This is a genomic window from Gilliamella sp. Imp1-1 (assembly GCF_001690415.1).
Taxonomy (GTDB): Bacteria; Pseudomonadota; Gammaproteobacteria; order Enterobacterales; family Orbaceae; genus Gilliamella; species Gilliamella bombi.
This window is the reverse complement of the sequence record NZ_LZHK01000130.1, coordinates 16,480-31,198: the sequence shown is the minus strand read 5'-3', so window position 1 is coordinate 31,198 and position 14,719 is coordinate 16,480. Positions and strand designations below refer to the sequence as shown.

Genomic DNA, 14,719 nt, shown 5'->3' with positions numbered 1-14,719 from the left:
CCTTTCACAAGGGAAAATAGAAGAGAGCTATGCGCTGTTTTCTACAGAGTGGACGTCTAAAGTGAATTTTAAAGCTTAAGTTAATTTTGCACAATTTGCTCATAGTCTTCATAATATAAATAGCTAAGTATAAAAAGATTAATTTTTTAAATCTTAAAAAAGTTAAATAAAATCAATAGCACACCTGAGGTTTTTTGGAAAAATAAACTAATTTTTTAATTTTTACCTATTTTTTACAAGGGTTGAATATTATCCTCAATGTATAAATGACAGTATTATCTAATTAATCAAATTATAGAAATTGTATTTTTAAATGTATTTGTGAAGGTTGGGTTTTATGATCTCAATCACAAAATTGAACATAGATTTAATCAATAAATAGTTGTATCAAGAGTAACAATTCTTGCTTATTGCTGTATTTAGCAAACTTTATAATAAATTTCCTCTTGCAGACGGAAAAATTCTCTATCCACATTAAGCCTTGATTGATTTACGCTTATTCTATCCAATTCAAAAAACAATAAGAGATATGTATTAGCTATGAACCCAATAAAATTTCGAATGATCGAGGATAATTTAGAACCAGAGTTAGTTACTGAACAAACCATTACGATCATCAATAGTTGGTTAGTACAGCATCAAATCATACAAAATGATGTTCAAAAAGCGATGTTATTTTCACATGTAAAAGCTATGGTTGAAAGGGCCAAAACATTAGAAACATTACCTGAAGTCGACCCTGGGTTATTTGATGAACTTTCAGAAGAATCTTTAGAACTGGCAAGAAAAACAATAAACTTATTTGATAATTTACCGATAGAAGAAGCATATTTATTGGCAGTTCATTATGAAGTAGCTAAAGCAAATTAAACGATTACTAGACAAGTAAAAAACAATAATTAATAGGAGAAATATTATGGCAGAAGTAGTCATTGTTATCGGCGATAGAATGGGAAAAGGGCAAAAAATTGCGGAGGGAATTAACTCAGTAGAAGGTTGTCGTGCAATCGTCATTCCAGGTATGGCAGCAGATATGAAATTAGGTGATGTAATGAATAAAGAAAATGCCGATTTGGGTCTTTCATTTTGTGGTAGTGGTGGAGCTGGTGCTATTACTGCACAAAATAAATATGGCTATTCACAACGCCATGGTATGCGATCAATTGAAGAAGGTGAAACAGCTATTAATGACGGCTGTAAAGTTCTTGGTTTTGGTTTTATGGACACGGAAGAATTAGGGCAACGTGTAGCAAAAGCATTTCTAAAAAAATATCCACGTTCATAAACGGTAAATAAGAATGAAAAAAACAGAACAGATACTTGTTAGAGTAAAAGGTCATGGTGATTTTAAGCAGCGAGCTTTTGCTATAGCTTTAAGTCAGGTTCAGAAAGAAGTACTCAAAAACACTAATAATATTATGTTGCGAATAGAACCAATTGACATTCAAGTTGTATCAGCAATAGAAAAGATAACAACAGAACGTTTTTTGTTTATCTTTTTACCAAGGAAAAAGACATTTTATGAAATCACGCTTGATGTATCTGTTAACTTAATTTTTATTGATTTAAATGATATTAAATGTACATCAAAATAACATAACGTAAAAGGGAAGTTATGGAAATTTTAATTATTGCATTCAAGTCTATTATTATCGGTGGACTTTGTGGTTTTGGGGTTGGTGCGGGAGCTGCTCGAATGTTTCATGCACCAACTTATCAAGGGATGGGAGCGTTTCGGACATTAGGTGAACTTAATTCTTGTGAAGGTGATCCTGCAGCGCACTTTTCATTTGGTTTAGGGTTCTTTTTTAATGCGTGGGCTTCATCGGTTGCTGCTGGTTCTTTTACTCAAGACGTCGATCATCGCATCATCCCTAACTGGGGTGGAGCTTTATTGATGATAAAAAATCGTAATCTTGCAGAAACCTTACATGATCCTAAAAAAATGGCATTTGCTTGTGCATTTATTGGGATGATTGTGGTGCTATTTTTAAATACAACTACTTCGGTTATTCCTGATTCGCTAAAAATTACTGCAACGAAGGTTCTTGTTCCTGCCGCTAACTTGCTAGTTGCAACTGTTATGCCCGTTATTTTCTGGTTAGCCGCTCTAGATGCAGGGCGTCGTAGTGGATTTTGGGGAACGTTATTTGGTGGGCTTGCACAGTTAATTATGGGCAATGCAGTACCTGGGTTGGTGTTAGGTATATTGATTGGTAAAGGTGTAGATGATAGTGGCTGGAACCGTGTGATGAAAATCATGTTAGTTGCTGTCATTATTTTATTTGTTATGAGTGGATATTTCCGTGGTTTTGATTTGAAGATGATTAACTCGTTTAGAGATGGTTTATCTTATTGGTTTAAATAATATAGGGACACATTATGAATACACAAACAATGATCAATAAAAGTTTTTGGTATGCCGATTGGTCTTTCCCTATCATTTGTGGGCTATTATCTGCCGGTATTTTTGCTGGAACGCATACATTCTATGTGTACGGTATTGGTGCATTTAATGAAATTGCATTTGTTGCTATGCTTAAATCAGGAATGACCACTGGCGATTATGGCGCTGTTGCGGCTTTTGGTGCTAGTTTTTTATTTGCTCGTGTTATTGAAGGTTCCTTGGTCGGCATTTTAGATATCGGTGGTGCATTGCAAACAGGTATTGGGCTTGGTGTACCTGCGTTACTGCTAGCTGGCGGCTATACTTTACCTGTTGAAAATTTTTTTGCAGCGTTAGCAACTGGATTGATATTAGGTGTGCTTATAGGCTTAATTATTATTATTATCCGTAAATTCACTGTCAATAGTGGTGGTGGTTCGACTTTTGGTGCTGATGTCATGATGGGGGCAGGTAATGCATCAGGACGATTTCTTGGTCCTATGATTATTTTATCTGCGATGGTTGCTTCAATTCCTATTGGTACTGGTTCATTATTGGGGGCGCTACTTTTTTATGTATGGAAAAAACCAATCACAGGTGGAGCTATTTTAGGTGCTATGATTTTTGGTGGTATATTTCCAATTTTATAATATTAGTTATTCCCCTCTGTAATTTATTAAATTGCAAAGAGGGGATTCGGAATAAATTATGTATGATTTAATTATAAAAAATGCCAAACAAATTGATGAATCAGTAACAGATATTGCTATTCATCATGGAAAGATTGTTGCGATTGCTAGTTCTATTACAGACCAATCTGAGCGTGTCTTAGATCTACAAAATAAGCACTATGTCAGTGCCGGATGGATTGATTCACACACCCATTGTTTTGCTCGTTCACCTATTTATCATGATGAGCCTGATTTGATCGGCGTTAAAGCTGGTGTTACCGCGGTTGTTGATGCTGGTAGCATTGGAGCTATCGATGTAGATGAGTTTTATCAATTAGCTCAGCAAGCAAGTACACATGTTTACTCTTTCTTAAATATTTCTAAAATCGGGTTATTAAGGCAAAGTGAACTGGCCGATTTACAAGATATTGATTTATCATTATTTGATGCGGCATTAGCTAAGTATCCCGATTTTATTATTGGGATCAAAGTGCGAATGAGCCGTAGTGTAGTAGGTGGAAATGGCATTTTACCCTTAATTAAAGCTAAAGAAATGCAAAAAAAGAGTGGTTTACCTTTAATGATCCATGTTGGCAATAATCCTCCAGAGCTTGATGAAATTGCTGATTTGTTAACAGAAGGTGACATTATTACACATTGTTTTAATGGTAAACCCAATCAAATCTTTGATAAACAAAATAAACTGCGTGGTTCAATTAAACGAGCAATTGAACGTGGTGTGATATTGGATGTCGGTCATGGTGGTGAAAGTTTTAGTTTTTCAGTAGCAGAACGAGCTAAATGCTTAGATATTTATCCTAATACTATTAGCTCTGATATTTATTCTAAAAACCGTTTACAGGGACCAGTTTTTAGTCTGGCTAATGTGATGACAAAGTTTATCTGTCTTGGTTATAGTCGAAAAAGAATCATTGATAGTGTGACGAAAAATGTGGCACAAGTTTTGCGGCTTAAAAATAAAAGTGTTTTATCGGTTGGTTATGATGCAGATTTGACTATTTTTGATATTAGACAGCAAACAGTTTCATTATTAGATTCAGAAGGTGAAGTTAGACAAAGTGATGAGCAATTTGTTCCTCTAGCCTCTATTGTTGCTGATGAGAAAAACCATTTGATACGAATTGAAATAACAGAAGAAGGTAGTAAAAATGAGCTCAGAATCTCAAACTGAAAAAGATGTTTACAGTAAATATAACCTAAAAAAGGTAATTAATGCATCAGGACGAATGACAATTTTAGGTGTTTCAACGCCAAGGCCTGAAGTGGTCGATACTGTATCCCATGGGCTAAATGAATATTTTGAAATTAAAGATTTGGTTGATAAAACAGGCCAATATATTGCTAAATTGCTTAATGTTGAAAATGCGGTGGTAGTATCATGTGCTTCTGCTGGTATTGCCCAAGCTGTTGCTGGATTAATTATTAAGGATGATCACGATTTATTATTTAATTTACATTCATCTGACAAATATGTCCCCCGTGAAATCATTGTTCCTAAAGGTCATAATGTTAATTTTGGTGCACCAATTGGCACAATGGTTTCTTTAGGTGGAGGGATTATTGTTGAAGCTGGTTATGCCAACGAGTGTAAGGCTGAGCATATTGAATCACTAATTAATCCAGATACTGCCGCAATTTTATATATTAAGTCACATCATTGTGTACAAAAAAGTATGTTGTCGGTTGCACAAACAGCAGCAATTGCAAAAAAACATAATGTCCCATTAATTGTTGATGCAGCGGCAGAAGAAGATTTACAAACTTATTATCAGCAAGGCGCAGATTTGGTTGTTTATAGTGGTGCTAAAGCAATCGAAGGGCCAACTAGTGGTTTGGTTATTGGTCGTCATCAGGCGGTGGAATGGTTAAAACTACAATCACAAGGTATTGGCCGACCAATGAAAGTAGGAAAAGAAGGTATTTTAGGATTAACAAAAGCTATTGAACTTTATATTACTGATAAAAAGACTGAAACAGGACAGCAAATGGTGACTAAAATGACGCCATTTATTGAAAGCCTAAATACACTTAATGGAGTATCAGCCAGAGTCGTTTGGGATGGCGCAGGACGTGATATTGCGCGTGCAGAAATAACGTTTGATGCAAGTGTAATAGGTAAATCTGCAATTGAGATAGTTGACCTGATGAAAAAAGGCGAAATAGCAGTGTATTTCAGAGAATATAAAGCCAATGAAGGTAAAGTTGATGCCGATGTGCGTAGTGTAACATCAGCCCAACTCGATATTATTTACAACAAAATCAAAAATATTATTCAAGGAGCAAAATAATGCAACTGACTCCAAATTATTATAATGATCGTGTTTGTTTAAATGTTTTAGCAAATTCAATCGATAATGCAAAAGAGATTTATGAAGCGGCACAAAATCATGTAGTTGTTGGTATCTTATCTAAAAACTATTCAGATAATGATTCGGCGATTGCGGATATGCAAAAATACGCAGCAGCTATCGATAATGCCATTTCTGTGGGGCTTGGTGCAGGTGATCCAAATCAGTCAATTATGGTGTCTGAAATTTCAGCGGTACTTCAACCACAGCATATTAACCAAGTTTTCACTGGTGTTGCAACTAGCAGAGCATTATTAGGGCAAAAACAAACTGTTATTAATGGTTTAGTTTCGCCGACAGGTAAAGTTGGTTTAGTTAATATTGCAACTGGACCTTTAAGTTCAAATTCGCCAGCAGGAGTTATTCCAGTGGAAACAGCTATCGCTTTACTGAAAGATATGGGCGGCAGTTCAATAAAATATTTTCCTATGGGAGGTCTAAAACATAAAGATGAATTTGAGTATGTGGCTAAGTGTTGTGCTGAGTACGATTTCTATCTTGAGCCGACAGGTGGAATTGATTTAGATAATTATGAAGCAATTTTAAAAATTGCCTTAGATGCAGGTGTAAAAAAAATTATTCCACACATCTATAGTTCTATTATTGACAAAGCGACTGGTGCAACGCGAACCAATGATGTCAAACAACTTTTAGCTATCACACAAAAACTAGTAGGATAAATGATGTCATCTAAAGTGCTTTTCTCTTATCAGCGATTAGCGTATTTATTTGATACTATAAAAAAAGAGACACTACCTCAGCAAGAGTTAGCTAATCGCTTTTCAGTATCTACTCGCACAATTCGTACTGATGTTTCAGCACTTAACGATGTTTTACGTAGTTATGGTGCTCAAGTTGATTATACTAAAAATGTAGGATATCAACTTGTAGTAACCGATCCAGTCAGTTATTCTCAATTGCCTATTACTCAAGCAATTGAGCAAGTACCAAGAACTAGTAAAGAAAGGATTTCGGCTTTATTGATTGCTTTTTTAACACAGTCCAATTCTGTGAAATTGGATGATATCGCTGATGAGTGGTTTTTAAGTCGCAGTACTTTACAAAATGATGTTATTGAGGTTAAACAATATTTAGATAAGTACAATTTATCTCTTGAAAATCGTCCTTATTATGGGATGTACTTAGTTGGAGAGGAGTCATCAATTCGAGCATGTTTAACTGATATATTGTGGCAACGTCATATGGCAGAAGATACTATAAACGTAAACAGGCTTCGTCAGACGATATTAAATGATATTGATTTAGATTATCTTGAAAAGATTTTACAAAACCAACTTGAACGTTTTGAACTAAAGTTAAATGCTGAAGGACAGGGATATTTGCTTTACAGTTGCGCTGTATCTATCACTCGTATTACTCAAGGTTATGAGCTGTTTGAATATCAAGTTGATCAAATTAATACAACAGTTATTAGTGCTGCACGTGAAATTTCAGAAGAGTTTTCATATTTTTTAGGCAGTGTACTTTGTGATGCGGAATTTAATTATCTGTGTGTACAAATTATTTCTCGAATAATAACAGAATCCCCAAATCAAGCAAAAAGTTTGGCGTTAGTTGAGCATATATTATCTTATATTAATGATACATATCACTATAATTTATGGGATGATACTAAATTACGCCAAGATATGCTGATTCATACGTCATCAATGTTATCTAGGATAAAATATCAAATAAGAACAACCAATCCTTTATTGCATGAAATTAAACAATATTATCCATTTGCTTATGATATTACGCTTTCTGCATTAACTAATACAGAAAAGTACACTGAATCAAAAATGACAGAGGATGAAATCAGTTATTTAGCCTTACATATTGGTGTTGCATTGGAGCGAAATTATAGTGCAGGGCATGAAAGATTTGCACAAATTCTATTAGTTAGTGAGCTCAGTAACTCAACTTTGCGTATGGTTGAATCAAAAATTAAGAGAGATTTTCCACATATCCAAATTAACCGTACACTTTCCTATCGAGAGTATGAGCAATTAACACAGATAGAAGAGGATTTTGTTGTATCAACTGTTCGCTTAACCGAAAAAGACAAACAAATTGTCAAAATAGCACCATTTCCGACAGCTTATCAGCTTGAACAATTAGGGCGATTGGCAATGGTTGATCGAAAAATGCCTTATATTATTGAACGTTTTTTTGATGAAAAGTTTTTTATTATTATTGATAAACCAGTGACACAAAAAGAGATTTTTAAAAGTATTTGTGTAAGGCTTGAACAATCAGGATATGTTGGTAGCGATTTTTATCCATCAGTTGTTGAGCGTGAAAAAATAGTCTCTACATTATTAGGTGAAAATATTGCTATTCCTCATTCAGTTGGATTGTTGGCAAGAAAAACTGTAGTTACGACTATTTTAGCACCACAAGGTATTGTTTGGGATAAAAATGAAGTTGCACATGTTATTTTTTTATTAGCAATTAGCAAAGATGAATATGAAGATGCTATGCGAATATATAATTTGTTTGTAAATTTTGTCAAAGAAAAGTCTACCAAACGTTTATTAGATAGCAGAACTTTTGATGATTTTCGAGCGATTATGAAAGATAGTTTGTGTCGATTATCATAATAAATGAAAATACCAAAATAACTACTTTTATACTGAAATATGGGTGTTTTCTGAAAAAACTTTACAAGAAAAAAATAATCATTAACAAAATGAATATTAAAGTAATAATCAACAACTCAAACAAATTATATTGTGTGATCCCATTGACGAAACCTTGATTTAAAGGTAATATGCGCGCCTTATGGCATTGTGTAGTTTTTAACTACACTAAAAAAATTTTTTAAGGTAGTATGCATATCTTATGCAAAATAAATTACCATTTACTATTGACCCGATTAAATCGGCACAAAAACGACTTGATTATATTGGATATTATCCACTTCAATCGGTAAATAGGGTTGATAGCCCAAAAAGTGATATTGAGTGTAGTTTGTCTTTTTATTATGATGAACAAAAACTCTGCATTATCAATATTGATGCAAAATTAACGTTAGAACAAACTTGTCAACGTTGTTTTAAACCTTTTGTCACTGAAGTTCATGTGACGAATAAATTTAGTCCTGTTAAGAGCGATGCTCAAGCAGAGACGCTACCGGAACATTATGAACCCGTTTTGATGAACGAGTTTGGTGAAGTAGATATATTAGCGTTACTTGAGGACGAAATTATTCTCTCGTTACCAATTGCGCCGGTACATGATAGTAAACACTGCGAAGTGTCAGAGGCAGATATGGTATTTGGTGAAATTCCTACTGAGAATGAAAAAACAAATCCATTTGCAATTTTAGTTAGTTTAAAGAATAAGGGGTAAATCCATGGCTGTTCAACAGAATCGTAAAACTCGTGCAAAACGTGGTATGCGTCGTTCTCATGATGCATTAACTGTTGCTAATATCTCAGTTGATGAATCAGGTAAAACACATTTGCGTCATCACGTAACCGCTGATGGTTATTATCGTGGTCGTAAAGTGATTTCTAAATAATTATTTAGTAATTAGAAATCCTCAGGTGACATTTTGGATAATCTAACCATTGCGTTAGATGCTATGAGCGGGGACTTCGGTCCTCGTATTGTTGTTCCTGCTGCAATACAAGCACTAAATAATTATCCAACTCTTTCAATTTTTCTGGTAGGGTGTCTAACAGAAATCAATCCTTTTTTGCCTAAAGAAAAAGCAAAGTTAATTACTCAATACCAACAAGAAGGTCGATTAATGTTGATAGAATCGACATCAGTAATAGCTAATGATATGAAACCTTCTTATGCAATTCGTAATAGTCAAGGATCTTCTATGAGAATTGCGCTTGAACTAGTTAAAGATAATAAAGCTCAAGCATGTGTAAGTGCTGGTAATACTGGTGCGTTAATGGGGCTGTCAAAACTACTTTTGCATTCATTGATGGGTATAGATCGTCCTGCACTCGTTGCTATAGTTCCAGCATTAAACAATCAAAATACAGTAGTATTGGATTTAGGAGCTAATGCTGAGTGTGATAGTGATATGTTAGTTCAGTTTGCGATAATGGGTGAAATTTTAGCTAAAACAGTGCTTAATATTGAATATCCTCGTGTTGCATTACTTAATATTGGTGAAGAAGACATTAAAGGTTTGGATAAAATTCGTGCGGCTTCTGCTATTTTGAAATCAAATAACAAAATTAATTATATCGGTTATTTAGAAGGTAACGAACTTTTAACGGGTAAAACTGATGTACTCGTTTGTGATGGTTTTGTGGGTAATGTAACGTTAAAAACAGTGGAAGGCTTAATAAAAATTTTTACGTCTTCTTTTAAATTATCGTTAGGCCATAATTCATTATTATTGAAATTATTGAGTAAATGGCTACAAAGAAAAATTGCAAAAAATTTTGGTTATTTAGATCCCGGACGATATAATGGCGCTTGCTTGCTTGGACTTCGAAGTATTGTGATTAAAAGTCACGGTAGTGCCAATCAAAAATCATTTTATGCAGCAATAGAACAAGCTATTTTGGCTATACAAACAAATATACCTGAGAAGATAGCAACGAGCCTTTCTTCCGCACTACCCGAGAGCGAATAATTAGATGTATACAAAGATATTAGGAACTGGGAGTTATCTTCCAAAACAGATAAGAACTAATGCAGATCTTGAAAAGATGGTTGATACCAGTGATGAATGGATCACAACGCGTACTGGTATTAAAGAAAGACGTATCGCAGAGCCAGATGAAACTGTAACGAGCATGGCTTATGAAGCTGCTATAAATGCAATTGAAATGGCCAATATCGATAAAAAAGAAATCGGTATGATTATTGTTGCAACAGCAACTTCGGTCAATGCATTTCCAAGTTCTGCAACAGAATTACAAGCTAAATTAGGTATTGGTGATGTCGTTGCTTTTGACGTGTCAGCTGCTTGTTCTGGATTTATTTATGCGCTTGATATTGCTGACAAATATGTTAAAAGTGGTGCAATTAAATATGCTTTAGTTGTTGGTTCTGACATGTTAACCCGTGGTGTTGATCCAAATGATCGAGGCACCATTATCATTTTTGGGGATGGTGCAGGAGCGGTTGTTGTCGGCGCATCAGAAGAACCAGGTATTATTGCTTCGCATCTTCATGCTGATGGTCGTTATGGTGATTTATTAAAATATCCATATGTTGATCGCCGTAATATGAATGATCCTGTTTATATGACAATGCATGGCAATGAAGTGTTTAAAGTGGCAGTTAAAGAACTGTCAAATTTGGTTGACGAGCTTTTAACTGAGAACACGCTCAATAAAGCAGATTTAGATTGGTTAGTTCCGCATCAAGCTAATTTAAGAATTATTTCTGCAACCGCAAAACGCTTAGATATGGATATGAATAAAGTTATTGTCACATTAGATAAGCAGGGCAATACTTCTGCTGCTTCTGTGCCTTGTGCTTTAGATACTGGTGTAAGAGATGGACGAATTCAACGAGGTCACCTAATTTTATTAGAAGCCTTTGGTGGCGGATTTGTTTGGGGATCTGCACTAATTAGATTTTAGTTTATGAAGTATTTTTAATGATCAAGGATTTAATAATGACCAAATTTGCAATGGTATTTCCAGGACAAGGCTCTCAAGCTGTCGGTATGTTAAAAGATCTTGCTGATAATTTTCCGATTGTCAAATCAACATTTGATGAAGCTTCTGATGTGTTAGGTTATGATTTGTGGGATTTAGTACAAAAAGGCCCAGTTGAAGAACTAAATAAAACATGGCAAACACAGCCAGCACTACTTGCTTCATCTGTTGCAATATTTAGAGTCTGGCAAAGTGTTAATGGTACTCAACCTGGTTTTATGGCTGGTCATAGTTTAGGCGAATATTCTGCTTTAGTTTGTGCAGGCGTGATTGAGTTTAAAGATGCGATTAAATTAGTCGAATTACGCGGAAAATTAATGCAAGAAGCCGTGCCAAGCGGCACAGGTGCAATGTATGCTATTATTGGATTAGATAACGAATCAATTAGCAAAGCATGTGAGCAAGCGGCTCAAGGGCAGATTGTTGCGCCAGTGAATTTTAATTCGCCTGGTCAAGTAGTTATTGCTGGTAATAAAGAAGCTGTTGAACGTGCAGGCTCACTATGTAAAGATGCGGGTGCTAAGCGTGCATTACCGCTTGCTGTTAGCGTGCCATCACATTGTGCATTAATGAAGCCAGCAGCTGACAAATTAGCGACTACATTAAACGATATTGAATTTAACACACCAAAGTTTGCTGTTATCAATAATGTCGATGTTAAAGTTGAAACATCTGCAGAAAAAATCAAAACTGCATTAATTGCTCAGCTTTATAGCCCTGTACGTTGGACTGAAACTGTTGAATATATGGCAAAACAAGATGTAAAAATTTTAGTTGAAATGGGTCCTGGGAAAGTATTAACGGGATTAACTAAACGTATTGTTGATACACTTTCTGGTCTTGTGGTTAATGATAAAGTATCATTAGAAACGGCATTAGAAAACACAAAGTAAAATGGTAAAAGAGGTGGTTATGAACCTATCAGGAAAAATTGCTTTAGTTACGGGAGCAAGTCGTGGAATTGGTAAAGCAATTGCAGAAAAGTTAGTTGCTTGTGGCGCAACTGTTATTGGTACGGCAACAACAGAAAAAGGTGCTGAAGCTATTAGCCATTACTTAGGATCAAATGGTAAAGGTCTTGCTTTAAATGTGACAGATGAAACATCAATTGAGTCGGTTATTAGTGCAATTAAGACTGAATTTGGTGATATTGATATTTTGGTTAATAACGCAGGTATTACTCGTGATAATTTATTAATGCGAATGAAAGAAGACGAATGGCAAGATATTTTGAATACAAATTTAACATCTGTTTTTCGCTTATCTAAAGCATTATTGCGCACAATGATGAAAAAACGCTATGGAAGAATTGTAACCATTGGCTCAGTAGTAGGCACAATGGGAAATGCTGGCCAAGCTAACTATGCTGCAGCTAAAGCTGGGTTAATTGGTTTTAGTAAATCATTAGCACGTGAAGTTGCATCACGAGGTATTACTGTTAACGTGGTTGCACCTGGTTTTATTGCAACTGATATGACTGATGCATTAACAGATGAACAAAAATCTTTAACATTAGCACAAGTTCCTACTGGACGATTAGGTGAACCAGCAGAAATAGCTAATGCAGTAGCATTTTTAGTATCAGATGAAGCATCTTATATTACTGGTGAAACTTTACATGTCAATGGCGGCATGTATATGGTGTAATTGGTTAGAATAGTGTAAAATGAGCCATTATTTTAACGGTTTGAACAAAAACTAAGCAATTGGGTTGAAAAATGATTGGCATCTTTTTCAACATTTTATAAACTTACATTCACCGCCACTTTCGGCGATTTTTATAGGAAAAAAAAGAGTATGAGCACTATTGAAGAGCGAGTTAAGAAAATTATTGTTGAGCAACTTGGTGTAAAAGAGGAAGAAGTTAAAAACGAATCTTCTTTCATTGAAGATCTTGGCGCTGACTCTCTTGATACAGTTGAATTAGTTATGGCTTTAGAGGAAGAATTTGATACTGAAATTCCTGACGAAGAAGCTGAAAAAATTACAACTGTTCAATCTGCAATTGATTATATTACTGCAAATCAATAAGGTTAGTAGAGTTTTTATGATAGGCGGTCAAATGATCGCCTAGTTTATATTTATATCTTTAATTATTAACTTAAAAACAAGTCGGTATAAATCTTTAGAAAACTCAAAATAAAAATTTTCAATGATTCAAATTTCATTTCAATCCTTTCCTGGAGGGCAATGTGTCTAAACGCAGAGTTGTTGTTACTGGAATGGGCATGATATCTCCTGTAGGTAATACAGTTGAATCCACTTGGCAAGCTTTGTTAGCTGGGCAAAGTGGTGTTGAACTCATAGAGCACTTTGATACAGCCCCTTTCGCAACGCGCTTCGCAGCGATGGTTAAAAACTTTAATGGCGAAGATTATAATATTTCACGCAAAGATGCACGTAAAATGGATTATTTTATCCAATATGGTATTGCTGCAGGTATGCAGGCAATGCAAGATGCAGGCATTGAAATCACGAATGAAAATGCAGAACGAATCGGTTGTGCTATAGGTTCAGGTATTGGTGGGCTTGGGTTGATTGAAGAAAACCACAGTGCATTAGTAAATGGTGGACCACGCAAAATTAGCCCGTTTTTTGTACCATCAACAATTGTTAATATGATTGCGGGACACTTATCTATTATTTATGGATTAAAAGGACCGAGTATTACTATTGCAACAGCTTGTTCTTCAGGTGTTCATAATATTGGTCATGCTGCACGCATGATTGCTTATGGTGATGCAGATGCTATGTTAGCGGGTGGTGGCGAAAAAGCGAGTACTCCATTGGGTATCGGTGGTTTTGGTGCAGCTCGTGCTTTATCAACTAATAACGACAATCCTAAAGCAGCAAGCCGTCCTTGGGATAAAGACCGTGATGGTTTTGTGTTGGGTGATGGTGCAGGAATCATGTTCTTAGAAGAATATGAACACGCCAAAAAACGCGGAGCTAAGATTTATGCTGAACTAGTTGGATTTGGTATGAGTGGTGATGCTTATCATATGACTTCGCCTCCAGCCGATGGTAGTGGTGCGGCCTTAGCAATGAAATGTGCACTTCGTGATGCAGGTATTGCTCCAGATCAGGTTGGTTATATTAATGCTCATGGTACATCGACCCCCGCTGGTGATAAGGCTGAAACCCAAGCGGTAAAAAGTATTTTTAAAGAAAATGCTAGCAAAGTGATGGTGAGTTCAACTAAATCTATGATAGGGCATTTATTGGGTGCAGCTGGTGCGGTTGAGTCAATTTTCACTGTCCTAGCATTACGTGATCAAGCTGTTCCGCCGACAATTAATCTTGATAATCCTGATGAGGGGTGTGATCTTGATTATGTTCCTCATACAGCGCGTCAGGTTAAAAATTTAGAATATGCACTTTGTAACTCTTTTGGTTTTGGCGGAACCAATGGTTCGGTACTATTTAAAAAAATATAATTTTTAATTATTTTCCCATCACAAAAAGTGGTGGGAATTTATTCATTTCTTGTTAATGTGTTGTCAATAATAGTCCATTTTTATTAAGTAAAAATGTAGCGTATTCCCCATCTTTCCAACATTTTATTTGGTCAATTGAATGTTAAAGCTTATTTTATATTCATACTAACAAATATTCTTTTTCCTTGATTGAAGACGATATGTTTAGTGTATG

Annotated in this window: 17 protein-coding genes; all 17 read left to right on the top strand. The window is 35.3% G+C overall.

The window, feature by feature from the left end:
* The first annotated feature begins 561 nt into the window (after positions 1–561).
* The 17 genes from A9G38_RS10715 (at position 562) to fabF (ending at position 14,505) form a co-directional block, all read left to right on the top strand.
* The gene (locus tag A9G38_RS10715; RefSeq protein ID WP_034910487.1) at positions 562–870 is read left to right on the top strand and encodes a PRD domain-containing protein; all 309 of its coding nucleotides are present in this window, start codon (positions 562–564) and stop codon (positions 868–870) included.
* A gap of 46 nt (positions 871–916) precedes the next feature.
* Positions 917–1,285, top strand: coding sequence for an SFCGS family glycine-rich protein (locus tag A9G38_RS10710; RefSeq protein ID WP_034910428.1), 369 nt, complete (start codon positions 917–919; stop codon positions 1,283–1,285).
* Between the two features lie 13 nt (positions 1,286–1,298).
* Positions 1,299–1,595, top strand: a complete 297-nt coding sequence (locus A9G38_RS10705; protein ID WP_034910432.1) for a DUF4312 family protein — start codon at positions 1,299–1,301, stop codon at positions 1,593–1,595.
* Positions 1,596–1,615: 20 nt separating this feature from the next.
* Entirely contained in the window at positions 1,616–2,368 is a 753-nt protein-coding gene (locus tag A9G38_RS10700) for a DUF4311 domain-containing protein (RefSeq protein WP_034910435.1), read from the top strand.
* A gap of 29 nt (positions 2,369–2,397) precedes the next feature.
* Positions 2,398–3,036: a DUF4310 family protein gene (locus A9G38_RS10695; protein WP_034910490.1), complete on the top strand. Its 639-nt coding sequence runs from the start codon at positions 2,398–2,400 to the stop codon at positions 3,034–3,036.
* Positions 3,037–3,094: 58 nt separating this feature from the next.
* On the top strand, positions 3,095–4,249 hold the full coding sequence (locus A9G38_RS10690) for an amidohydrolase/deacetylase family metallohydrolase (RefSeq protein ID WP_034910438.1): 1,155 nt from the start codon (positions 3,095–3,097) through the stop codon (positions 4,247–4,249).
* Positions 4,227–5,366 (top strand): DgaE family pyridoxal phosphate-dependent ammonia lyase, encoded by a 1,140-nt coding sequence (locus A9G38_RS10685; protein WP_034910441.1) that lies wholly within the window; start codon positions 4,227–4,229, stop codon positions 5,364–5,366. The genes A9G38_RS10690 and A9G38_RS10685 overlap by 23 nt, the downstream gene beginning before the upstream one ends.
* Positions 5,366–6,106: a 2-dehydro-3-deoxy-phosphogluconate aldolase gene (gene dagF / locus A9G38_RS10680; protein ID WP_034910444.1), complete on the top strand. Its 741-nt coding sequence runs from the start codon at positions 5,366–5,368 to the stop codon at positions 6,104–6,106. The genes A9G38_RS10685 and dagF overlap by 1 nt, the downstream gene beginning before the upstream one ends.
* Positions 6,107–6,109: 3 nt before the next feature.
* Positions 6,110–8,029, top strand: coding sequence for a BglG family transcription antiterminator (locus A9G38_RS10675; RefSeq protein ID WP_034910445.1), 1,920 nt, complete (start codon positions 6,110–6,112; stop codon positions 8,027–8,029).
* Between the two features lie 241 nt (positions 8,030–8,270).
* Positions 8,271–8,780 carry a 23S rRNA accumulation protein YceD gene (yceD, locus tag A9G38_RS10670; RefSeq protein ID WP_034910446.1) on the top strand — a complete coding sequence of 170 codons (510 nt, stop codon included), beginning with the start codon at positions 8,271–8,273 and terminating at the stop codon, positions 8,778–8,780.
* A gap of 4 nt (positions 8,781–8,784) precedes the next feature.
* Positions 8,785–8,952, top strand: a complete 168-nt coding sequence (gene rpmF / locus A9G38_RS10665) for a 50S ribosomal protein L32 (RefSeq protein WP_025316508.1) — start codon at positions 8,785–8,787, stop codon at positions 8,950–8,952.
* A gap of 33 nt (positions 8,953–8,985) precedes the next feature.
* Positions 8,986–10,032, top strand: a complete 1,047-nt coding sequence (plsX, locus tag A9G38_RS10660; protein WP_034910447.1) for a phosphate acyltransferase PlsX — start codon at positions 8,986–8,988, stop codon at positions 10,030–10,032.
* A 4-nt stretch (positions 10,033–10,036) separates the two neighbouring features.
* A complete protein-coding gene (locus tag A9G38_RS10655; RefSeq protein WP_034910448.1) occupies positions 10,037–10,990 on the top strand; it encodes a beta-ketoacyl-ACP synthase III in 954 nt (317 codons plus the stop codon).
* 35 nt (positions 10,991–11,025) lie between these two features.
* Entirely contained in the window at positions 11,026–11,961 is a 936-nt protein-coding gene (gene fabD / locus A9G38_RS10650) for an ACP S-malonyltransferase (protein WP_034910450.1), read from the top strand.
* A gap of 19 nt (positions 11,962–11,980) precedes the next feature.
* On the top strand, positions 11,981–12,715 hold the full coding sequence (fabG, locus tag A9G38_RS10645) for a 3-oxoacyl-ACP reductase FabG (protein WP_034910493.1): 735 nt from the start codon (positions 11,981–11,983) through the stop codon (positions 12,713–12,715).
* A 150-nt stretch (positions 12,716–12,865) separates the two neighbouring features.
* Complete coding sequence (gene acpP / locus A9G38_RS10640; RefSeq protein WP_034910452.1) at positions 12,866–13,099, top strand: acyl carrier protein; 234 nt, start codon at positions 12,866–12,868, stop codon at positions 13,097–13,099.
* Between the two features lie 161 nt (positions 13,100–13,260).
* Positions 13,261–14,505 (top strand): beta-ketoacyl-ACP synthase II, encoded by a 1,245-nt coding sequence (gene fabF, locus A9G38_RS10635; protein ID WP_034910454.1) that lies wholly within the window; start codon positions 13,261–13,263, stop codon positions 14,503–14,505.
* Positions 14,506–14,719: the final 214 nt, after the last annotated feature.

Coding starts and splice junctions, on each gene's coding strand:
- A9G38_RS10685 (WP_034910441.1), top strand. CDS start 4,227: ATGAGCTCAGAATCTCAAACTGAAAAAGATGTTTACAGTAAATATAAC.
- rpmF (WP_025316508.1), top strand. CDS start 8,785: ATGGCTGTTCAACAGAATCGTAAAACTCGTGCAAAACGTGGTATGCGT.
- A9G38_RS10700 (WP_034910435.1), top strand. CDS start 1,616: ATGGAAATTTTAATTATTGCATTCAAGTCTATTATTATCGGTGGACTT.
- A9G38_RS10710 (WP_034910428.1), top strand. CDS start 917: ATGGCAGAAGTAGTCATTGTTATCGGCGATAGAATGGGAAAAGGGCAA.
- acpP (WP_034910452.1), top strand. CDS start 12,866: ATGAGCACTATTGAAGAGCGAGTTAAGAAAATTATTGTTGAGCAACTT.
- fabG (WP_034910493.1), top strand. CDS start 11,981: ATGAACCTATCAGGAAAAATTGCTTTAGTTACGGGAGCAAGTCGTGGA.
- dagF (WP_034910444.1), top strand. CDS start 5,366: ATGCAACTGACTCCAAATTATTATAATGATCGTGTTTGTTTAAATGTT.
- A9G38_RS10675 (WP_034910445.1), top strand. CDS start 6,110: ATGTCATCTAAAGTGCTTTTCTCTTATCAGCGATTAGCGTATTTATTT.
- A9G38_RS10715 (WP_034910487.1), top strand. CDS start 562: ATGATCGAGGATAATTTAGAACCAGAGTTAGTTACTGAACAAACCATT.
- fabD (WP_034910450.1), top strand. CDS start 11,026: ATGACCAAATTTGCAATGGTATTTCCAGGACAAGGCTCTCAAGCTGTC.
- A9G38_RS10695 (WP_034910490.1), top strand. CDS start 2,398: ATGATCAATAAAAGTTTTTGGTATGCCGATTGGTCTTTCCCTATCATT.
- A9G38_RS10705 (WP_034910432.1), top strand. CDS start 1,299: ATGAAAAAAACAGAACAGATACTTGTTAGAGTAAAAGGTCATGGTGAT.
- A9G38_RS10690 (WP_034910438.1), top strand. CDS start 3,095: ATGTATGATTTAATTATAAAAAATGCCAAACAAATTGATGAATCAGTA.
- A9G38_RS10655 (WP_034910448.1), top strand. CDS start 10,037: ATGTATACAAAGATATTAGGAACTGGGAGTTATCTTCCAAAACAGATA.
- yceD (WP_034910446.1), top strand. CDS start 8,271: ATGCAAAATAAATTACCATTTACTATTGACCCGATTAAATCGGCACAA.